Origin of the sequence: Prosthecobacter sp. (genome assembly GCF_044378005.1) — a bacterium.
Lineage (GTDB): Bacteria > Verrucomicrobiota > Verrucomicrobiia > Verrucomicrobiales > Verrucomicrobiaceae > Prosthecobacter.
On sequence record NZ_JBILYB010000128.1, the window covers coordinates 1 to 16,979 of the forward strand.

The 16,979-nt window shown below is 60.2% G+C and carries 19 protein-coding genes, 3 tRNA genes and 1 pseudogene; 18 read left to right on the forward strand and 5 right to left on the reverse strand.

All coding sequences use genetic code 11. The annotated features are described in order from the left end of the window. Positions 1–145: 145 nt before the first annotated feature. The 7 genes and pseudogenes from AC6FTP_RS20015 to AC6FTP_RS20045 all read left to right on the forward strand — a co-directional run. Positions 146–637 (forward strand): annotated as a pseudogene (locus AC6FTP_RS20015) (HAD-IA family hydrolase); the annotation flags it as partial. Positions 638–664: 27 nt separating this feature from the next. After that, positions 665–739, forward strand: a tRNA-Lys gene (locus AC6FTP_RS20020). Between the two features lie 20 nt (positions 740–759). Continuing rightward, positions 760–831: transfer RNA gene (locus AC6FTP_RS20025), tRNA-Lys, on the forward strand. Positions 832–1,001: 170 nt separating this feature from the next. Further along, entirely contained in the window at positions 1,002–3,680 is a 2,679-nt protein-coding gene (leuS, locus tag AC6FTP_RS20030) for a leucine--tRNA ligase (RefSeq protein ID WP_497208682.1), read from the forward strand. A gap of 117 nt (positions 3,681–3,797) precedes the next feature. After that, positions 3,798–4,880, forward strand: coding sequence for a pyridoxal-phosphate-dependent aminotransferase family protein (locus tag AC6FTP_RS20035; RefSeq protein ID WP_497208683.1), 1,083 nt, complete (start codon positions 3,798–3,800; stop codon positions 4,878–4,880). Positions 4,881–4,985: 105 nt separating this feature from the next. After that, positions 4,986–5,204: a hypothetical protein gene (locus AC6FTP_RS20040; protein ID WP_497208684.1), complete on the forward strand. Its 219-nt coding sequence runs from the start codon at positions 4,986–4,988 to the stop codon at positions 5,202–5,204. Positions 5,205–5,586: 382 nt separating this feature from the next. Next, positions 5,587–5,988, forward strand: a complete 402-nt coding sequence (locus AC6FTP_RS20045; RefSeq protein WP_497208685.1) for a hypothetical protein — start codon at positions 5,587–5,589, stop codon at positions 5,986–5,988. Positions 5,989–6,476: 488 nt separating this feature from the next. Here the strand turns inward: AC6FTP_RS20045 and AC6FTP_RS20050 are convergent, their stop codons facing one another. Both AC6FTP_RS20050 and AC6FTP_RS20055 read right to left on the reverse strand, forming a co-directional pair. Beyond that, positions 6,477–6,662 (reverse strand): hypothetical protein, encoded by a 186-nt coding sequence (locus AC6FTP_RS20050; RefSeq protein ID WP_497208686.1) that lies wholly within the window; start codon positions 6,660–6,662, stop codon positions 6,477–6,479. 107 nt (positions 6,663–6,769) lie between these two features. Further along, positions 6,770–7,294, reverse strand: a complete 525-nt coding sequence (locus AC6FTP_RS20055; RefSeq protein WP_497202524.1) for a MogA/MoaB family molybdenum cofactor biosynthesis protein — start codon at positions 7,292–7,294, stop codon at positions 6,770–6,772. Between the two features lie 54 nt (positions 7,295–7,348). Here AC6FTP_RS20055 and AC6FTP_RS20060 point away from each other — a divergent pair, with 54 nt between their 5' ends. Beyond that, positions 7,349–8,131 carry a biotin--[acetyl-CoA-carboxylase] ligase gene (locus AC6FTP_RS20060; RefSeq protein WP_497208687.1) on the forward strand — a complete coding sequence of 261 codons (783 nt, stop codon included), beginning with the start codon at positions 7,349–7,351 and terminating at the stop codon, positions 8,129–8,131. 119 nt (positions 8,132–8,250) lie between these two features. Here the strand turns inward: AC6FTP_RS20060 and AC6FTP_RS20065 are convergent, their stop codons facing one another. After that, a complete protein-coding gene (locus AC6FTP_RS20065; RefSeq protein ID WP_497208688.1) occupies positions 8,251–8,544 on the reverse strand; it encodes an EF-hand domain-containing protein in 294 nt (97 codons plus the stop codon). 223 nt (positions 8,545–8,767) lie between these two features. On the opposite strand from AC6FTP_RS20065, the gene AC6FTP_RS20070 reads away from it, so the two are divergent. The 4 genes from AC6FTP_RS20070 (at position 8,768) to AC6FTP_RS20085 (ending at position 12,323) form a co-directional block, all read left to right on the forward strand. Further along, positions 8,768–9,733, forward strand: a complete 966-nt coding sequence (locus AC6FTP_RS20070) for a 3-keto-disaccharide hydrolase (RefSeq protein ID WP_497208689.1) — start codon at positions 8,768–8,770, stop codon at positions 9,731–9,733. A 120-nt stretch (positions 9,734–9,853) separates the two neighbouring features. Continuing rightward, complete coding sequence (locus tag AC6FTP_RS20075; RefSeq protein WP_497208690.1) at positions 9,854–10,198, forward strand: hypothetical protein; 345 nt, start codon at positions 9,854–9,856, stop codon at positions 10,196–10,198. 104 nt (positions 10,199–10,302) lie between these two features. Beyond that, complete coding sequence (locus AC6FTP_RS20080) at positions 10,303–12,183, forward strand: ABC transporter ATP-binding protein (protein WP_497208691.1); 1,881 nt, start codon at positions 10,303–10,305, stop codon at positions 12,181–12,183. A gap of 65 nt (positions 12,184–12,248) precedes the next feature. Then, positions 12,249–12,323, forward strand: a tRNA-Arg gene (locus tag AC6FTP_RS20085). 25 nt (positions 12,324–12,348) lie between these two features. Here the strand turns inward: AC6FTP_RS20085 and AC6FTP_RS20090 are convergent. Next, complete coding sequence (locus AC6FTP_RS20090; RefSeq protein WP_497208692.1) at positions 12,349–12,801, reverse strand: Jag family protein; 453 nt, start codon at positions 12,799–12,801, stop codon at positions 12,349–12,351. Between the two features lie 127 nt (positions 12,802–12,928). Between AC6FTP_RS20090 and AC6FTP_RS20095 the strand changes: the two genes are divergently transcribed. Further along, positions 12,929–13,243 carry a hypothetical protein gene (locus AC6FTP_RS20095; protein WP_497208693.1) on the forward strand — a complete coding sequence of 105 codons (315 nt, stop codon included), beginning with the start codon at positions 12,929–12,931 and terminating at the stop codon, positions 13,241–13,243. Between the two features lie 12 nt (positions 13,244–13,255). Next, positions 13,256–13,681: a hypothetical protein gene (locus AC6FTP_RS20100; RefSeq protein WP_497208694.1), complete on the forward strand. Its 426-nt coding sequence runs from the start codon at positions 13,256–13,258 to the stop codon at positions 13,679–13,681. Here AC6FTP_RS20100 and trmB read toward each other — a convergent pair. Then, on the reverse strand, positions 13,678–14,265 hold the full coding sequence (gene trmB, locus AC6FTP_RS20105; RefSeq protein ID WP_497208695.1) for a tRNA (guanine(46)-N(7))-methyltransferase TrmB: 588 nt from the start codon (positions 14,263–14,265) through the stop codon (positions 13,678–13,680). The two genes, AC6FTP_RS20100 and trmB, sit on opposite strands and share 4 nt — an antisense overlap. A 126-nt stretch (positions 14,266–14,391) precedes the next feature. Here trmB and AC6FTP_RS20110 point away from each other — a divergent pair, with 126 nt between their 5' ends. The 4 genes from AC6FTP_RS20110 to AC6FTP_RS20125 all read left to right on the forward strand — a co-directional run. After that, entirely contained in the window at positions 14,392–15,108 is a 717-nt protein-coding gene (locus tag AC6FTP_RS20110) for a superoxide dismutase (protein WP_497208696.1), read from the forward strand. A 93-nt stretch (positions 15,109–15,201) separates the two neighbouring features. Further along, complete coding sequence (locus AC6FTP_RS20115; RefSeq protein WP_497208697.1) at positions 15,202–15,717, forward strand: hypothetical protein; 516 nt, start codon at positions 15,202–15,204, stop codon at positions 15,715–15,717. Positions 15,718–15,729: 12 nt separating this feature from the next. Then, a complete protein-coding gene (locus AC6FTP_RS20120) occupies positions 15,730–16,107 on the forward strand; it encodes a rhodanese-like domain-containing protein (RefSeq protein WP_497208698.1) in 378 nt (125 codons plus the stop codon). Positions 16,108–16,423: 316 nt separating this feature from the next. Further along, a partial coding sequence (locus AC6FTP_RS20125; RefSeq protein ID WP_497208699.1) for a transposase occupies positions 16,424–16,979 on the forward strand: 556 nt, incomplete at its 3' end.

Here is a 16,979-nt window from a genome sequence, read left to right on the forward strand (position 1 = left end):
ACAGTCAGCAGAAAGCGGCATAGTTGTCGAAACCAAAAGGCAAGCTTAGACCGAGGGCACTCGGCGCACCGCTAACGTTTGGAACCAGCTTCCACCTCCACTCTTTCCAGACGGCCAGTCATCGCCTGATGATGATCGCTCTTGGTGGCAGGAACTCGTGCGCCAAGTGTTTGCCACCGCACTCGGCTCACCTTTGCCCGACGAAGAGTTGCCCCCGTTGTTCGATGCCCTCTATCAGCATTATGCGAAACCCGAATCCTGGATCGTGTATGAAGATGTCCCCCCTGCCCTGAATCTGCTCCGTGAGCACTTCGAGCTCTGTGTCCTCTCCAACTTCGACCGTCGCCTGTTCAGCATCCTGGGCGGTCACGACCTCACGCGGCACTTCGGAGCCATCATCATCTCCAGCGAGGTCGGAGCCTCCAAGCCCCACCCGCGCATGTTTGCCACGGCCCTGAAAACCATGCGCACTGAGCCTGTGGTCTGCCTTCACGTCGGAGACGATGTGCGCAACGACATCGAAGGTGCCCAGGCCGCAGGTTGGCATGCTTTTTTGGTGCAGCGTCCTCATGCCAGTCTTCTCACCCTCGCAGAAAAAGTCCTTTATGGTGCATATTCAGGCTTGCAGGACGGTTGAAGACGAGTAGCTAACCCGCCCCCATCCGCGCGGGTAGCTCAGCGGTAGAGCAGTTGGCTTTTAACCAATTGGTCGAGGGTTCGATCCCCTCCCCGCGTACCATCCGATGGTTGTTAGTTTTTGCCCAGGTAGCTCAGTGGTAGAGCAGTTGGCTCTTAACCAATTGGTCGTGGGTTCGAATCCCTCCCTGGGCACTTCCTCTGAATCACAGAGGGAGTGCCGCACGTCTCTGAAGTGCTTCCATACTCGGAGATCATCCATGCAGCAGCAGGCGGCTAAACGTTCGCGCTCTTTCTCAATCACGGCCCGAACCTGAAACTTTAAACTTGGAACTTGGCCCCATCTCGCCTTCTTCCGCGCCCCTATGTCCAGCGAGCAGCAGCGTAAAGCCTTCCCATTCTCCGAGTTTGAACCGAAGTGGCAGGATGTGTGGGAGGCGAAGAAGGCCTTCCGCACGCCGAACCCCGGTGATGACGACTTCGATGCCTCGAAGCCGAAGTACTTCGTACTCGACATGTTCCCCTATCCCAGCGGCGCGGGCCTGCACGTCGGTCATCCCGAGGGCTACACCGCCACGGACATCATCGGTCGCTTCAAAAAGATGTCCGGCTTCAACGTGCTGCATCCCATGGGCTGGGACGCCTTTGGCCTGCCTGCAGAGCAATACGCCATCGAAAATGGTGTTCATCCGCGGGTTACCACCGAGAAAAACATCAAAAACTTTACCGGCCAATTGAAGCGTCTCGGTTTCGCTTACGACTGGGATCGTGAGGTGAATACGACTGACCCTGGCTACTTCAAGTGGACGCAGTGGATCTTCCTGAAGCTCTACAACGCCTATGTGAACGATGAGGGCAAAGCCCGCCCAATCGCCGAACTCGAAACCCAGGGCCTGAGCCGTGAAGAGATCGATGCGAAACGCCTCGCCTACATCTCATCCGCACCTGTGAACTGGTGCCCCTATTTTGGAACTGTGTTGGCGAATGAAGAGGTTGTGGATGGAAAGAGTGAACGTGGGGGGCATCCCATCGAGCGTCGCCCCATGCGCCAGTGGATGCTGCGCATCACCGCCATGGCCCAGCGCCTCATCGATGAACTCGACGGCCTCGACTGGCCCGAAAGCATTCGCCTTCTGCAACGCAACTGGATCGGACGCAGTGAAGGCGCGCATGTGACTTTCAAAGTCGGTGACACCGATGTCACCGTCTTTACCACACGGCCTGACACCCTCTTCGGAGCCACCTACATGGTCCTGGCTCCCGAGCATCCGCTGGTGCCGCAGATCACCACGCCTGAGCAACTCGCCGCCGTCGAAGCCTACCAGAAGAGCGTCGCCTCCAAGTCCGACATGGAGCGCACCGAACTGGCGAAGGAAAAGACCGGCGTCTTCACCGGCGCTTATGCCATCAATCCAGTGACCAACCACCAGATCCCCATCTGGATCGCCGACTACGTCATGATGGGCTACGGCACCGGAGCCATCATGGCCGTGCCTGCGCATGATGAGCGTGACTTTGAGTTCGCGAAGAAGTTCGAATTACCGATCAGGCCAGTGGTCATGCCTCCAGTTGAGTGGCTTATCTCAGCTACGAAGAAGATTGCTCCAGAGACAGCGGAAATCTATGCAGCAAACCCTCTAGAGGATTTTACAATAGGACTGCAAGCGAGATACCGTGCGCATTGTTGGCTATTTCAACAGGCATACTCGGAGATAGGCACCGCCATCAACAGCGGCTTCCTTGACGGCTTGACCACTCTTGACGCGAAGCGCACCATCACCACCTGGCTCGAAGAAAAAGGCCTCGGACGCGGCACCACGAACTTCAAACTCCGCGACTGGCTCTTCAGTCGCCAGCGCTACTGGGGCGAGCCCTTCCCCATCGTGTGGGAGGATGGCAATCATCGCTGCATTCCTGAGAGCGAGCTACCGCTGCTGCCGCCTGACTTGGCCGACTTCAAGCCCACCGGCACGCCCGAGCCACCGCTTTCCAAAGCCACCGACTGGGTCCGCTACTCCGACACCGCGACGCGCGAACTCAACACGATGCCGCAGTGGGCTGGCTCATGCTGGTATTACCTGCGTTACTGCGATGCGCAGAACAGCGAGCGCTTTGTCAGCGTGGAAGCGGAGAAATACTGGATGGGCGGCGGCAAGCCCGGCGGCGTCGATCTCTACGTCGGCGGCACCGAGCACGCGGTGCTGCACCTGCTTTATGCCCGCTTCTGGCACAAGGTGCTCTTCGATCTCGGCTATGTCAGCACACCGGAGCCTTTCCAGCGCTTGGTGAACCAAGGCCTGATCATGGGCGAGGACGGCCAGAAGATGTCGAAGTCACGCGGCAACGTCGTGAACCCCGACGACGTCGTGGCCGAGTATGGTGCCGATGCGCTGCGCCTGTATGAGATGTTCATGGGTCCGCTGGAGCAGGTGAAGCCCTGGAGCATGAAGGGTGTCGAGGGCGTGTATCGCTTCCTCGCCCGCGTCTGGCGTCTGGTCATGGAACAGAGCGAAGAGGGCGTATGGAGTGTTTCCAAAGCCCTCCAGGACGTGCCTGCGAACAAACAACTCACCAAAGTGCTGCACGAGACCATCAAGAAGTGCGGCGAAGACATCGAGAAGCTCAGCTTCAACACTGCCATCTCTCAGATGATGGTCTGCACGAATGCCTTCACCGGTGCCGAGGCGAAACCCGCTGCGGCCATCGTCACCTTCCTGAAAGTGCTCAGCCCCTTCGCCCCGCATCTCGCGGACGAACTGAACGCCCGCATCGCCAGCAAGTTCCCCGCTTTGGCCCACCCCGGCCTGCTCAGCGACGCCACCTGGCCCGCCTATGATCCCGCCGCCATGATCGAGGACGAAGTCGAAGTCGTCTTCCAGGTGAATGGCAAGCTGCGCGACAAAGTCCGCGTCCCCATCGCCGCCACCAAAGAAGAGATCGAAGCCCTCGCCCTCGGCAGCGCCCGCGTGCAGGAGTTCATGGAAGGCAAGACACCGAAGAAAGTCATCGTCGTTCCCGGCAAGCTCGTGAACGTGGTCGTATGATGTGAAGCGGCGATGACTCGTCGCCCTTCCAAATTTTTGCCGACGACTCGCCGGCACTCCATGCCTCTTGCCATCCCCTCATTCCCCCCTAATCTCCGCCTCCCTTTTCCCCCAATCATGAGCACCCACGTCAAACTCTACATCCCAGGTCCCGTCGAAGTCAGCGCAGATACCTTTGCCGCCATGGCGCAGCCGATGATGGGCCATCGTGGGAAAGGCTTCCAGGATCTGTATGCGGAGATCCAGCCCATGCTGCAGACGCTCTTCGGCACGAAGCAGCAGGTCTTTCTCAGCACCTCCTCCGCCTGGGGCGTCATGGAAGGCGCGATCCGCAACCTTGTGAAGAAGAAGGTGCTCAACTGCTGCAACGGCGCCTTTTCCGACAAGTGGCTCGACGTGTCCAAGCGCTGCGGCAAGGAAGCCGAGGCCTATCAGGTCGAGTGGGGCCAGCCCATCCTCGCCGAAGAGATCGACAAACGTCTCGCCACCGGTGAGTTCGATGCCGTCACCTTCATCCACAATGAGACCTCCACTGGCGTGCTCAGCCCCATCGCCGAGATCGCCGCGCTGAAGAAGAAGTATCCCGACGTGATGTTCATCACCGACAGCGTCTCCGGCTTCACCACCGTGCCCGTTAATTTCGACGAACTCGGTATCGACGTGCTGCTCACCGGTTCCCAGAAAGCCTTCGCCCTGCCTCCCGGTCTCGCCCTTTTCACTGCCTCCGAGGCTGCCATGGCGCGTGCCGCCACGATTCATGATCGCGGCTACTACTTCGACTTCATCGAGTTCCGGGCGAACGGCGAGAAGAGCATGACGCCGAGCACGCCGTGCATCAGCCTCATCTACGGCCTGCGTCATCAGCTCAATAAGATCTTCGCCGAAGGTCTGGAAAACCGCTACGCCCGCCACGCCAAGCTCAACGGCATGGTGCATGACTGGGTCCGCCGCAACGGCTTCGAGTTCTTCGCCCCCGAAGGCTATCGCTCAAAGTCCCTCACCTGCGTGGCAAACAACAAAGGCATCGACGTCGCCGCCTTCATCGGCCTGCTGAAGAAGAACCACAGCATGATCATCGACGGCGGCTACGGGAAGCTCAAGGGCAAGACCTTCCGCGTCAGCAACATGGGCGATGAATCCGAAGCCAGCATCACCACCGTGATCGCCGCGCTGGATGACAGCCTCGCGAAGCTGGGCTGATCTCCTGCCATTGAGAGCTGCCTCTTAAAGTGGCTCATCACCCGCCCTATCAAACCCCGTCCTTGTGACGGGGTTTTCTTCACCTGCCTCTGCCGCCTCTCCTGTATGCAAGACTCCACGAAACCCTGCTTCAGCCTGCTCTTCCGACTCGGATGCAGCCTCGCCCTCGCCGCCTTGTTTCCCAGTTGTGCGAGCACCCGGGAGAGTCTGGATTCCGCCTGGAGAACCGTGGACCCGGCGGGTCACCGCCGCTACCACCGGGACAAGTACTACCCGCATGAGCGCAAGATCGGCATCCGCTTGCCGGGCGATGCCGGACGGTGAGACTCAACGAGTGATCGCGCGTCTCCGCGTAATCCCGTAGGCTGTGCAGCCTCCCGCTGATTCCCTGCACGCCCGGAATAGAACACCGCAAGAGATTAGAAAACCGCAGAGCAGCCGAACCCAACGCGGCTCGATGGTGAAACGGAGAGTAACTTCCAGCAGATTCGAGGAGGCCAGCAGCTGGGTCCAATGTCCATCTGCTGGCCTCCCTGAATCTGCGGGTGTTCTGCGGAAGTTTTTCGGGAGAAAACCTCTGGAACTCATCTCTGCGGTTTTCTGATCTCTCGCGGTGGAAGTCTTCTGGCTGCTGAGGGTCGCCCTGCTGGGTAAAAGACGAAGCACCAGCCTTCTGGCACGATAGTCGTAGGCGTAGCGGTAAGACATGCCATCCGGCATCCGCACACCCAACCGCAGGTGGCGGCAGTTCTTCAAAAACATCAACCCACGCCCGCCCGCCCCCGGCCCCGACTACGGCATCCTCATGCAGCACCCCGCCGCCCTCGGCAACCGCCTCTGGTGGGAGCAACTCAAAAGCGCCCACCACAGCAGCGCGAGAAGGTTCCACGCCCTCCAGTGGCAGCCCGGCGAATGGCGCGAACACGACGGCCAACCCCTCTGGCTTGAGCAGGGGTTTGGCTATGCCACCACCTCCACCAAGATCATCCCCGCGTTCCGCCCGCCCTCGCGCTCCAAACCCCGCCACCTCGACCACATCCGTCTCCTCTGCCACGCCGATACGTTCATCGACGCCATCACCAGGGGTATAAGTAGAGGGGTGATTTGAGATAGGGGATTTTGTCAGCCTGTTGCCTGACCCCGTTTTCCCTGTCATGCCGAGGGGTTTGTTGAGGCCGTGAAGAGAGGGATCAACAGCGGGGTCATTTGAAAAGAGAGCTATTTTGTCAGCCACTCGCAGCCTGGGGGCCGCTTTTCCGGGGCCGCTTTTCCGTGTTAAATTTTAAAGAAAGGCAACCACACATGATTGATCAAATCCTCGTTGGTAAGCAGATCGCTCGCTCCATACTTTCCGTTAGAAGCGTTTAAACTGTTACTCGCCAGTTCTGGATCTTCCCATTCACATTCGCATTCATCACAGAGAATATATTCATGGCCAGTTGAACGCTCACGGGCAGGCACAAGCGAACCCTGTTTGCAAAAGGGGCATTCACCCATAGATGGAATTGCCCTCATATCATTTGTATTCTGGTGGTGGCGTAGCGTTCCCGGGAGAACGGGGGCAGGGCGCAACTGCTTGACAGTTTATCGGGGTATTCAACTAGGGTCGCCATCGGTTTCATCCAGAAATAGCTTCAGCGTGTCAGGCACTCTCGCCAGCGCTTTCTTCCTCTCCAGTCGCGGAATCTGCTGACTCACATTCGCCGCCGATTTCATCACCAGTTTCTCCGCCAGCCATTCTTGCGACACCACCGTCCGCCGCCACATCGCATTTTGGATCATGCAGGCTGTTTCTAGTTCTCTGACCAAACCTGCTCCAGCCCGGCGTGGAGCAGTCTTGATGAACCGGCTCTCTTCCAGGATGGAATGACTGTTTTCTCAAGCGCCACTCAGCAGCTTGTGGGCACCCGCTGGGCCAGCTTCACGGCGTGCGGGATGGCTCCGAGCACGAAGCTCAGGCACTCCACCGCGCCCTGTGGCTTCCCCGGCAGGGCGATGACCAGCGCCCGTCCCACCACGGCCGCGAGACTGCGGGAGAGGATGGCATTCGGCGTGATCTCCAGGGACTTCATCCGCATCACTTCACCGAAGCCTGGGATCTCCACCCGCATGATCCCACGGATCGCTTCCGGCGTCACATCCCGCTCGGCGATGCCCGTGCCGCCCGTCGTCAGGATGAGGCCGCAGCCCTGGTCACTCAGGGATTGGATGGCCATCTGGATGGCTTTCATGTCATCCGGCACGATGACCTCCGCCAGCACCTGCCAGCCGTAACCCTCCGCTGATTTTTTCAAAGCCGGGCCTCCCAGGTCCTCGTAGATACCCTGGCTGGCGCGGTCGGAAATGGTGATGATGCCGGTGGTCATGTCTGCCATGTGAAGCAGCACCCGCCGCACTTTGCCAAGGAAAATCATCCGCCACGCTTGGCAAAGCACGCCCCGGCTGGCAAAGGAAGCACGCCCCCCCCCATGCCCGCCCTTTCCTCATTCTCTCTGAACGACCCCGCCCTGCCCTGGCGCGTGCAGGTGGTGGATGAGATCGGCTCCACCAGCGATGCGCTGCGCGAGGCCGCGCTCGCCGGGGAGGTGCCAGGGCTCGTCCTCTTTGCCGAATCCCAGACCGCCGGGCGTGGGCGGCGGCAGAATCGCTGGCTCGCGCCCAAAGGCAGGGATCTCATGCTCTCCCTGCTCCTGCGGCCCGAGGCACCCACCGCGCTCTGGCCCCGCGTCACCACCCTGGCCGCGCTCGCCCTCTGCCGCGCCATTGAGGACGAGCTGCCTCTCCGGCCCCAGATCAAATGGCCGAACGATGTGTATGTCCACGACCGCAAAGTCGCCGGCCTGCTCGCGGAAGCCGTGGGCACGCCGAGCGGGCTCATGCTCGTGCTCGGCATCGGCCTGAACGTGAACACGCGCGACTTCCCCCCCGAGCTGTCTGACACCGCCACTTCCCTGCTCGCCGCCGTCCCGCCCATGCCGCAGCCTCTGCTGGACCGCGATTCGCTCGCCCACGCCCTCCTCCGCCAGCTCCACCTCCAGCTCAGCCGGTTGGATGATGGCTTCCACGAAGCCATCGCCGACGTGCGGGAGCGCAGTTGGCTCCTGGGCCGCCAGATCCGCGCCACGGTGGAAGGCCGCGAACTCTTTGGCCGCGCCCTCGATCTGGACCGCGAAGGCCACCTGCTCCTCGCTCTGCCCGACGGCAGCATCACCACCGTCAGCAGCGCCGAAAGCGTGCGCCAGGTCGTGTGAAAGGATGAGCAGACTCCGCCTTTCCCACTGCCGGGTGCGCCCATAAAAAAGCCGCATCTGTTTTCAGATGCGGCTTAAATCGGAGAACTGGCCGTGCGGGTCACCAGTTCAGGACGAGATTATTCGGCCTTCTTCTTTTTCTTTGGAGCGGCGGTGAACTCTTCTTTGGAGATCTTGCCGTCTTTGTCCTTGTCGCGCTTGCCGAAGGACTCTTCAGCTTTGGCAGTGTCCTTCTTCGCCTGAGGGCTGGCGAGATATTCTTCCTTGCTGATGGAGCCGTCGCTGTTGGTGTCCAGCTTGGCGAAGGCCTTGGCAGGGTCCATCTTTGGCTTTTCTTTCTTGGCGTCGCCTTCGGCAGCGTTCACGAAGCTGGCGAGAGCCAGGACGGAGAGGATCGTGGTGATAACTTTCATGTTAATGATGTGTGGGTGTGGTTTGGTTTGGGCCTGGGGGCGTTGGCTAAAACCAATCCCTTGCGCGCCCCCTGAAACGCGAAGGCATCACGACAGTTTCAAAAAAAATTGAAGCCTGAGTGAAGCTCCTCGATTTCACCCGCAGTGCCAGGATCTGATCCCTCTTCCGAAAAGCGCGATAAAGCTGGCGGCAGGGGGCGTTTTCTCCACCCTTCACCGACCTATGATCCGCACTCTCACCGCATCCGTTCTTTTCAGCCTATCCTTTGCCAGCATCTCGCAGGCTGAATCTGTCTTCACCGGCCGTTGGGCTCTTGTCATCCCTGGGGGAGGCGCAGGCTGGCTCGGCGTGGAGGAAAAAGACGGCGGCTTCAGCTCCAGCGTCCTCTGGGGCGGCGGCAGTGTGGTGCCCACGGCCAGCACGAAGGTCGAGGGAGACACCCTCATCGTCACACGCGAGCAGAAGAACAAGGAAGGCAAGGTGACGGTGGAAACCATCACCGCGAAAGCCGAGGGAGATGTCTTGAAGCTCAGCACCTCAAAGAAGAATCCCGAAGGCAAAGCCGTGGGCCAGCCTGCTGAATTCACCGGCAAACGCATCCCGGCCATCCCCGCGAAGCCCGATCTCTCCCAGGTGAAGTATGGCACACCGATCCCTCTACTGAATGGCAAAGACCTCACCGGCTGGCGCTTGCTGAAGGAAGCCGACAATGGCTGGAGCGTCGTGGACGGCATCCTGCAAAACCGCGTCTCCAAAGAGAAGGGCAAGCACTTCGGCAATCTGCGCACGGATGCGGAGTTCGAAGACTTCAACCTGAAGACCGAGGTCCGCACCCAGGAAGGCAGCAACAGCGGCATCTACCTGCGCGGCATTTATGAAGTGCAGATCATGGAGAGCTTCGGCAAACCGCTCGACTCCCACCACATGGGCGCGCTTTACAGCCGCATCACTCCGAGTGTAAACGCGGAGAAGCCCATCGGCGAATGGCAGACGCTGGACATCACGCTCGTGGATCGCCATCTCACGGTGATCCTCAATGGCAAGACCATCATCGACAACCAACCCGTCCTCGGTTGCACTGGCGGTGCGATGTCGAGCGATGAGTTCAAGCCCGGCCCCCTTTATCTTCAGGGTGATCACACAAACGTGGACTACCGGAATATGGTCCTGACACCCGTGGTGAAATGAAGCAGAGCGGCGACCAAAGCCGCACCTTCAGTCAATTCGCCAAGGAAGGACAAAAACGTTGACGCTCAACGAGAAGAATCGCTAAAATGGTCATTCTTCGACCTTCGTTTTTCTTCAACCATGCCGATTGGCTCCGCCATCATCGCTATCCTCTGCATCGCCTTGGCTATTACATGCCTGCGAGTCGCCAGTGAACCCAAGCTTTGGCGCCTTTGGTGGATGGATCTGCTCGGAGTGCTGGATGTGGACACGGACCGCGATGCTCGTAAAAGTCAGGAGCGGCAGATGTCACTCATGTGTCATCTGCTTTTTGTCCTCTTCGCCACCATGTCAGCGAGCTGCGCCTTCTGGACAGTCGATGGCATCCGCGAAGTAAAACGCGACAAAAGCGTGCTCGAGCGTGAGGTGGAGATGGGGCGGGAGGAGATCGATGTCGTGCGGCGAAAGTTCGGCGGCATGCGCTGACACCGGACAATTCCGCCTCGACGCCCCAGCCTGACAGTGTTAGCCGTCCAGCCCTCGCGCCTGCTGCCCCGGCATCATGCCTGAAGTGATTTTCCAGAACCATCATGGCTGAAGCCCCGACGCCCCCCCGACCTGACAACGCATCCTTTGCCCCCGAGCTGGATGCCAAAGTGGCCTACCGCCGCCTGATCCCCTATTTAAAGCCCGTCATGGGCCGATTCGTCACGGGCGTGGTGCTCGGAACCCTGGCGGCCTTGTTCAACATCGTCATCATCGGGTCTTTTGAGATCATCTTTTCCATCGTACTCAAAGGGCAGGCCGCCACCCTGGACAAGATCCACAACCTGCCCTTCGGCATCAAACTCAACCTCGCCGAGCTGCTCGGCCTGAGTCAGGACACCCCGGTGGGTCTCGGCATCGTCATCGCCTCCTGCGCCTGCATCCCGGCGCTCTTCCTCATCCGGGGAATCCTGGAGTACCTCAACAAATACTGTCTCGCCTGGGTGGGAAACAAGATGCTTCAGGACATCCGCAATGACGTCTTCCGAGGTGTCCTGCGTCAGTCCCCCGCCTTCTTTGGTGGCACCAAGGCTGGCATGCTGATCCAGACCATCAACAATCAAAGCCGCGTGGCGCAGCAAAATGCCGTCCAGTTCGTCCAGCTCATGACGAACCGCCCGCTCACCATCATCGCCATCCTGGCCACGCTTTTCTCGAAGTATCCCTTCTTCACGTTCATGAGTCTTTTTGTGTTTCCCCTCTGCCTCTGGCCCGTGCTGACGCTGGGCAAGCGGGTCAAAAAAGCGGGCAAGAACGAGGAACTCCAGGCCGGCGCGATGATGACCGCCATGCACGAATCTCTCACCGGCATCCGTCTGGTGAAGGCCTATGGCCGTGAAGACTACGAAGTGGAGCGCTTCACCAAAGCCAACGCGGCCATGAGCCGGAATTCCATTCGCTGGCAGCGGGCTTCGGAAATCGTCGGTCCCATGGTCGAGTTTGTTGCATCCTTCGGCATCGCTGGCGGCCTCATCTACTGGTGGTACAAAGGTTGGGAGGCTGGAGAATTTCTCACCGTTATCCTCGCTCTCACCCAGATCTACCCGCCGGCGAAGGATCTCGGGAAAGTGAATCTCCTGCTGCAAAAGACCCGCTTCGCCGTCAGCAACGTGGTCACCCTGCTGATTCGCCAGCCCGACATCCAGGACGTCCCGGATGCCCCGCCCATCTCCAATGTCAAAGGTGGCATCCACTTTGAAAACCTCACCTTCAGCTACCCCGGCCACAATGGTCAGCGCCTGGAGAAGGCCGCCGTGCGTGGCATCGACCTCGATCTCGCTCCTGGCAGATTCTACGCCCTCGTCGGCCCCAGCGGCGCGGGCAAGAGTACCCTCTTCTCCCTGCTGCTGCGCTTTTACGATCCCGATTCAGGCCGCGTGCTCATCGACGGCACAGACATCCGCTCCGTCACGCAAACCAGCGTGCGTCACAACATCGGCATCGTGAACCAGGACACCTTCCTCTTCCACGATACCGTCCTGGAAAACATCCGTTACGGACGCCTTGACGCCACTGAAGACGAAGTCATCGCCGCCGCGAAAAAGGCGCACGCCCACGACTTCATCATGCAGAGCGAGGGCGGCTACCGGTCCATGATTTCCGATGGCGGCTCGAACCTCTCCGGCGGTCAGAAGCAGCGGCTCTCCATCGCCCGTGCCGTCTTGAGAAACGCCCCCATCCTGCTCCTCGATGAAGCCACCTCCGCGCTCGACACCGAGACAGAGAAGATCATCCAGGATGCCATCCACGAACTCTCCGAAGGCCGCACCGTCATCGCCATCGCCCATCGCCTTTCCACCATTCTGGAAGCCGATCAGATCATCGTCATGCGCGATGGCATGGTCGAAGCCAAAGGCACCCACTCCGAACTGCTGAAGAACTGCGATCTCTACCAAAAGCTCGCCGCGCTTCAGTTCCAGGAGTGACGCCTATTGCCAAAATCCCCGCTTGCCGACTCCGCCCGTCGAGACGAAACAACGCGCCTGCAAACGCGCCCGTAGTTCAACGGATAGAATGGTGGTCTCCGAAGCCGCATATCCAGGTTCGATTCCTGGCGGGCGCACCAGCAGCTTCGAGCCCTTGGCTCGACATCAGCGCCGCCGCTTGAGCTGGATCCGCTTGAAACGTGCCTGACCATCCAGACTCACACTCTGCACCTGCGGGTCATTGACGAAGACATTGTGGATGATGCGCCGATAGTAGCTGTTCATCGGCGGCAGGATCTCCGGCTTGCCCGTGGCGCGCACTCGTTCCCCCAGCTCCTTGGCCTCCTCCACCATCTGGTCTTCCCGCATGGAGCGGAAGTGGTCGATATCCACCCGGATGCGCGGCGGATTCGGGATGTGCCGCTGGAGTACCCGGTTCACCAGATATTGAATGTCCTCCATCGTCGCCCCACGACGACCGATAAGCATCTGGCTGTCCTCCGTGTGAATTTGCAGCGTCAGGCCATCGGGGCCGTCATCCTGGTCGATCTTCACGGCAAACCCGAGGTAGCCGAGCATGGAATCGAGAATCTGGCTGGCATGATCTAGCGGTGTCATGCGTGCAGTTAAGTCGCAGAACGCAGCGGATCAAATCCGAATCCAACTCGCTCGCCCACTTCCTGAATCTGCGCTGCCACCGGGTTTGTGCTTGCCTTGCACCTCCATTTTTGAGACGAACGAGCCCATGAGCGCCGCCAAACCCGTCCCACTGACCCTGTTTAACCTCAAAGAAGGCATCATCGAAAGCTCTGCCGACCAGGAATTGGTCGATGCCTTTGCCGCCGACTTCCAGGGCCTGCGCCACTACGGCACCAAGCTGGGCGAGGCGCTCGATCTCGGCACGCCCTGGACGGGGATGCTTCAAGAAGACGACCTCACCGTGACCTACTCCTACTTTGGCGAAGGCACCGGACCCAACGACCCCGGCGCAGGTGCGCTCATAGGCAAGAAGACACTGCTCTACGAACTGCTGACCAAGGTCACCACCCAACCGAACTGACCCCTCACTGCCATGCCTGCAAACATCGCTCCCTCTCTCCGCTCCGCTTTAGAACGCCTCCGCAACGGTGGAGCCGTCAATGGTCTCCTGCTCGGCTGGCGCAGACAGGTGCTCATCAATGCTCTGCCCTTTGAAGAGTTCCGCGCCGACAAACTCCTCCGCACCGTGCATGACATGCGGGATCACTTCGGCAGTGGCGGAGACCGCCTGCCACACACCTTCTGGTTCGGCTTCGAGACCTGCCACGCGCTCGTCATTCATCGCGGCGAGTGTGTCCTCGTCATCCTCCACACCCGCGCCGAGGAGGGCGACTTCCTCCGCCGTGCCGGCCAGACCTTCCTCGAAGACAGCCAGCTTCTCATTGATGACTTGCTGAATCCCTCCAGCAGCAACGTCGAGGACAAACCGGACGAAAACCTGCTCGGTCGCCTGCTTTAAACCCGACGCCAGCGCGCCCGGTTCATGCTTCGGCCCAGGCTGAGCCAGTGCTCCTCAAAGTCCGTCATCGGGTAAAAGAAGGCATCCTCCGGCCAGTCCAGCCGCTCGAACTCTGCTCGTGCGCCCAGACTCACCTGCGCGTCTTCAAAATAGACCGCGTCATCCGTCTTCAGCAGGAACTCGCCGCCCGGCATCAACACACGCGCGAGACCGTTGAGGAACTCGTCCTGATTCACCAGCCGACGGGGGCCGTGTCTCTTCTTCGGCCAAGGATCTGGGCAGAGCAGATGCAGACGCGAGACACCCGCCGTCGGCAGCAGCCAGCCCACACTGTAGCCGCTTTCCAGGCGCAAGATCTTCCCGTTCGTCAGCCCAGCGCGAGCGATCTTCTTCAGCGTCTTCTCCACACGCCCGAGCATCCTTTCCAGCCCCAGGAAATCCCGCTCCGGGTAGTGCTCCGCCATGCCGACAAAGAAAGAACCATCCCCACTGCCCAACTCCACCTCCAGCGGACGGGTGGCATCGGGGAAAATCTCCTCGCGGCGCAACTCGCGGAAGTAATCAGGAGGGAGAAACAGGGACATGGAGCCCGCCCCTTTAAACAGGATTCCCCACATGCCAAAACGAACTGTGGCGACTTTGTCCCGAAATCAGGCTGCAAAAACCGTGACATTCGCGCGGCGACTTCGTATTTCTTCACCCACCTTCCTATGAACCGCCGCACTTTCATCACCACCGCCAGCACCGCTGCCGCCGCCACCCTCATCAGCTCCACCAGCCAGGCCGCCATCGGCCTCACTCAGGACGCCCTGCCCTACGCCCCTGAGGCCCTGGAGCCACACATCGACGCCATCACCATGGGCATCCACCACGGCAAACACCACGCCGCCTATGTGAAGAACCTCGGCGATGCCCTCAAAGCCGCCAGCCTTTCCCAGACCGACGCCGTCGCCCTCGTCTCCGATCTCTCCACCGTCCCCGAAGCCCAGCGCATGCTCATCCGCAACAACGGCGGCGGTCACGTGAACCACACCTGGTTCTGGAAATGGATGGCCCCAGCAGGCAGCGGCCCGAAAGGCCCCGAAGGCAAACTCGGCGAAGCCATCCAGAGCACCTTCACCAGCATCGACGACTTCAAGAAGCTCTTCGGCGAAGCCGGCACCAAGCGCTTCGGCTCCGGCTGGGCCTGGCTCATCGTCAAGCCCGACGGCAAACTCGCCGTCACCTCCACCCCGAATCAGGACAACCCGCTGATGAAAGGCATCGTCGCCGATACCGACCTCGGCACCCCCATCCTCGGCCTCGATGTCTGGGAGCACGCCTACTATCTGAAGTATCAAAACAAACGCCCCGACTACATCGCCGCCTGGTGGAACGTCGTGAACTGGGCCGAAGTCGCCAAAGGCTACGAAGCGGCGAAAGCCTGATCTCATCTTAGTGTCCGAGTGCTCAGTTCTCAGTGTTCAGTTCTAAAACTGAGCACTGTCCACTGAGCACTTTTTCTTTAACTGCCGCCCACCATGCCCGCCCTGATCGAGGTCAAGCTGACTGAGCTGGCGCAGCTCTTCAACTCCATGGACCCCTCGCCCTTCCACGAGCGGGACCTCGATCACGACGCCGAGGAGTTCATCGTTAGTTGGGCGCAGGAGCACCCGCGTGACGACGACCTCCATCTCGTCATCCACCTCGCCAAGACTCCCGCCGAAGGAGCCAAAGTGCAGGACTCCGTGCAGCACTACTTCGCCTACCGCTCCGACATGCTATGGCGCGAGTTCCGCCAGCTCATGAAGGAAGGCCGCGCCACCATGCTCATCGGCCTCACCTTCATGGCCGCCTGCGAGTTTGCCGCCCTCGTCCTCTTCAAAGGCGACACCACCTGGAAAGCTGTCACTCGCGAAGGACTCACCATCCTTGGTTGGGTCGCCATGTGGCGGCCCCTCGAAATCTACCTCTACCGATGGTGGCCCCTGCTCAGCAAACGTAAGCTCTATCAGCGACTCGCCCACATGGCTGTCGAAATCAAAGTCACCCCTTAACGACCACCCACCATGAAACACCTCCTCATCGCCCTTCTCTCCATCCTCCCCGCCTTCACCTTCGCCGCTGATAAAGCCAAGCATGTCGATGCCGAAGGAGCCGCCAAACTCATCGCCGAAGGCAAAGTCACCATCGTCGATGTCCGCACCCAGGAAGAGTTCAGCGAAGGCCACCTCAAGGACGCCAGGAACATCGACATCAGCGAGCCCACCTTCGAAGCCGAACTCGCCAAGCTGGACAAGACCCAGCCCGTCCTCGTCCACTGCCAGGCCGGAGGTCGCAGCACCCGCGCCCTCCCCACCTTCGAGAAACTCGGCTTCACCCATGTCATCCACCTCGATGGCGGTTACGGCGGCTGGCTCGATGCCGGCAAGCCCGTGGTGAAGTGAGGTGCCACAGTCGCGAAGCGTCGTGGAGTGCGTTGGCTGTGACACCGCTTTCGAAAGCCCCCTCGCTCCCGTCTCCCCACCACCATGTCGAAAGCGGTGTGGCGCTGCGCTTCCCACCGCACTCCAAAAGCTCCGCCCCTCGCGAAGCGTCGTGGAGTGCGTTGGCTGTGACACCGCTTTCGAAAGCCCCTCGTCTCCGTCTCTCCCTCGCCCCGTCGAAAGCGGCGTGGCGCTTCGCTTCCCACCGCACTCCAAAACGCTGCCGCGCCCCATTTAATCTTGCCTTGTTCAGCGTGCCTCTTTTAGCCTCCACGGCATGTCTTCCGATGACGACACGAAGCTGCCCTGGCCCCACGCGCCGCTGCACCGACTCAGCGCGCACGGCATCTACTTCATCACCACCGGCACCTACCAAAAGCAGCATCACTTTCGTGGCAAAGAACGCCTCAGCGTCCTGCACCGTGGCCTGCTGACTGTGGCAGCCGATTTTGGCTGGCGGCTGGAAGCCTGGGCCGTTTTCTCCAATCACTACCACTTCGTCGCCGAGTCCCCCGCCACCGCGGAGAACCTCCCCCAGATGCTCGGCCTGCTGCACGAAAAGACCGCCAAGTGGGTCAACAAGCTCGATGCCGCTCCCGGCCGCCAGATCTGGTTCAACTATCGGGAAACCCAGCTCACCTATGAGCGCTCCTACTTCGCCCGGCTGAACTACACGCATCGCAACGCGGTCAAGCACCGCCTCGTCAAGAACGCCGCCGACTACCCCTGGTGCTCCGCCTCCTGGTTTGAAACCCACACCAGCCCCGCGCTCGTCCGCGCCATCACCCGCTTCAAGACCGACCAGCTCAAAGTCCCCGACGATTACGACCCCT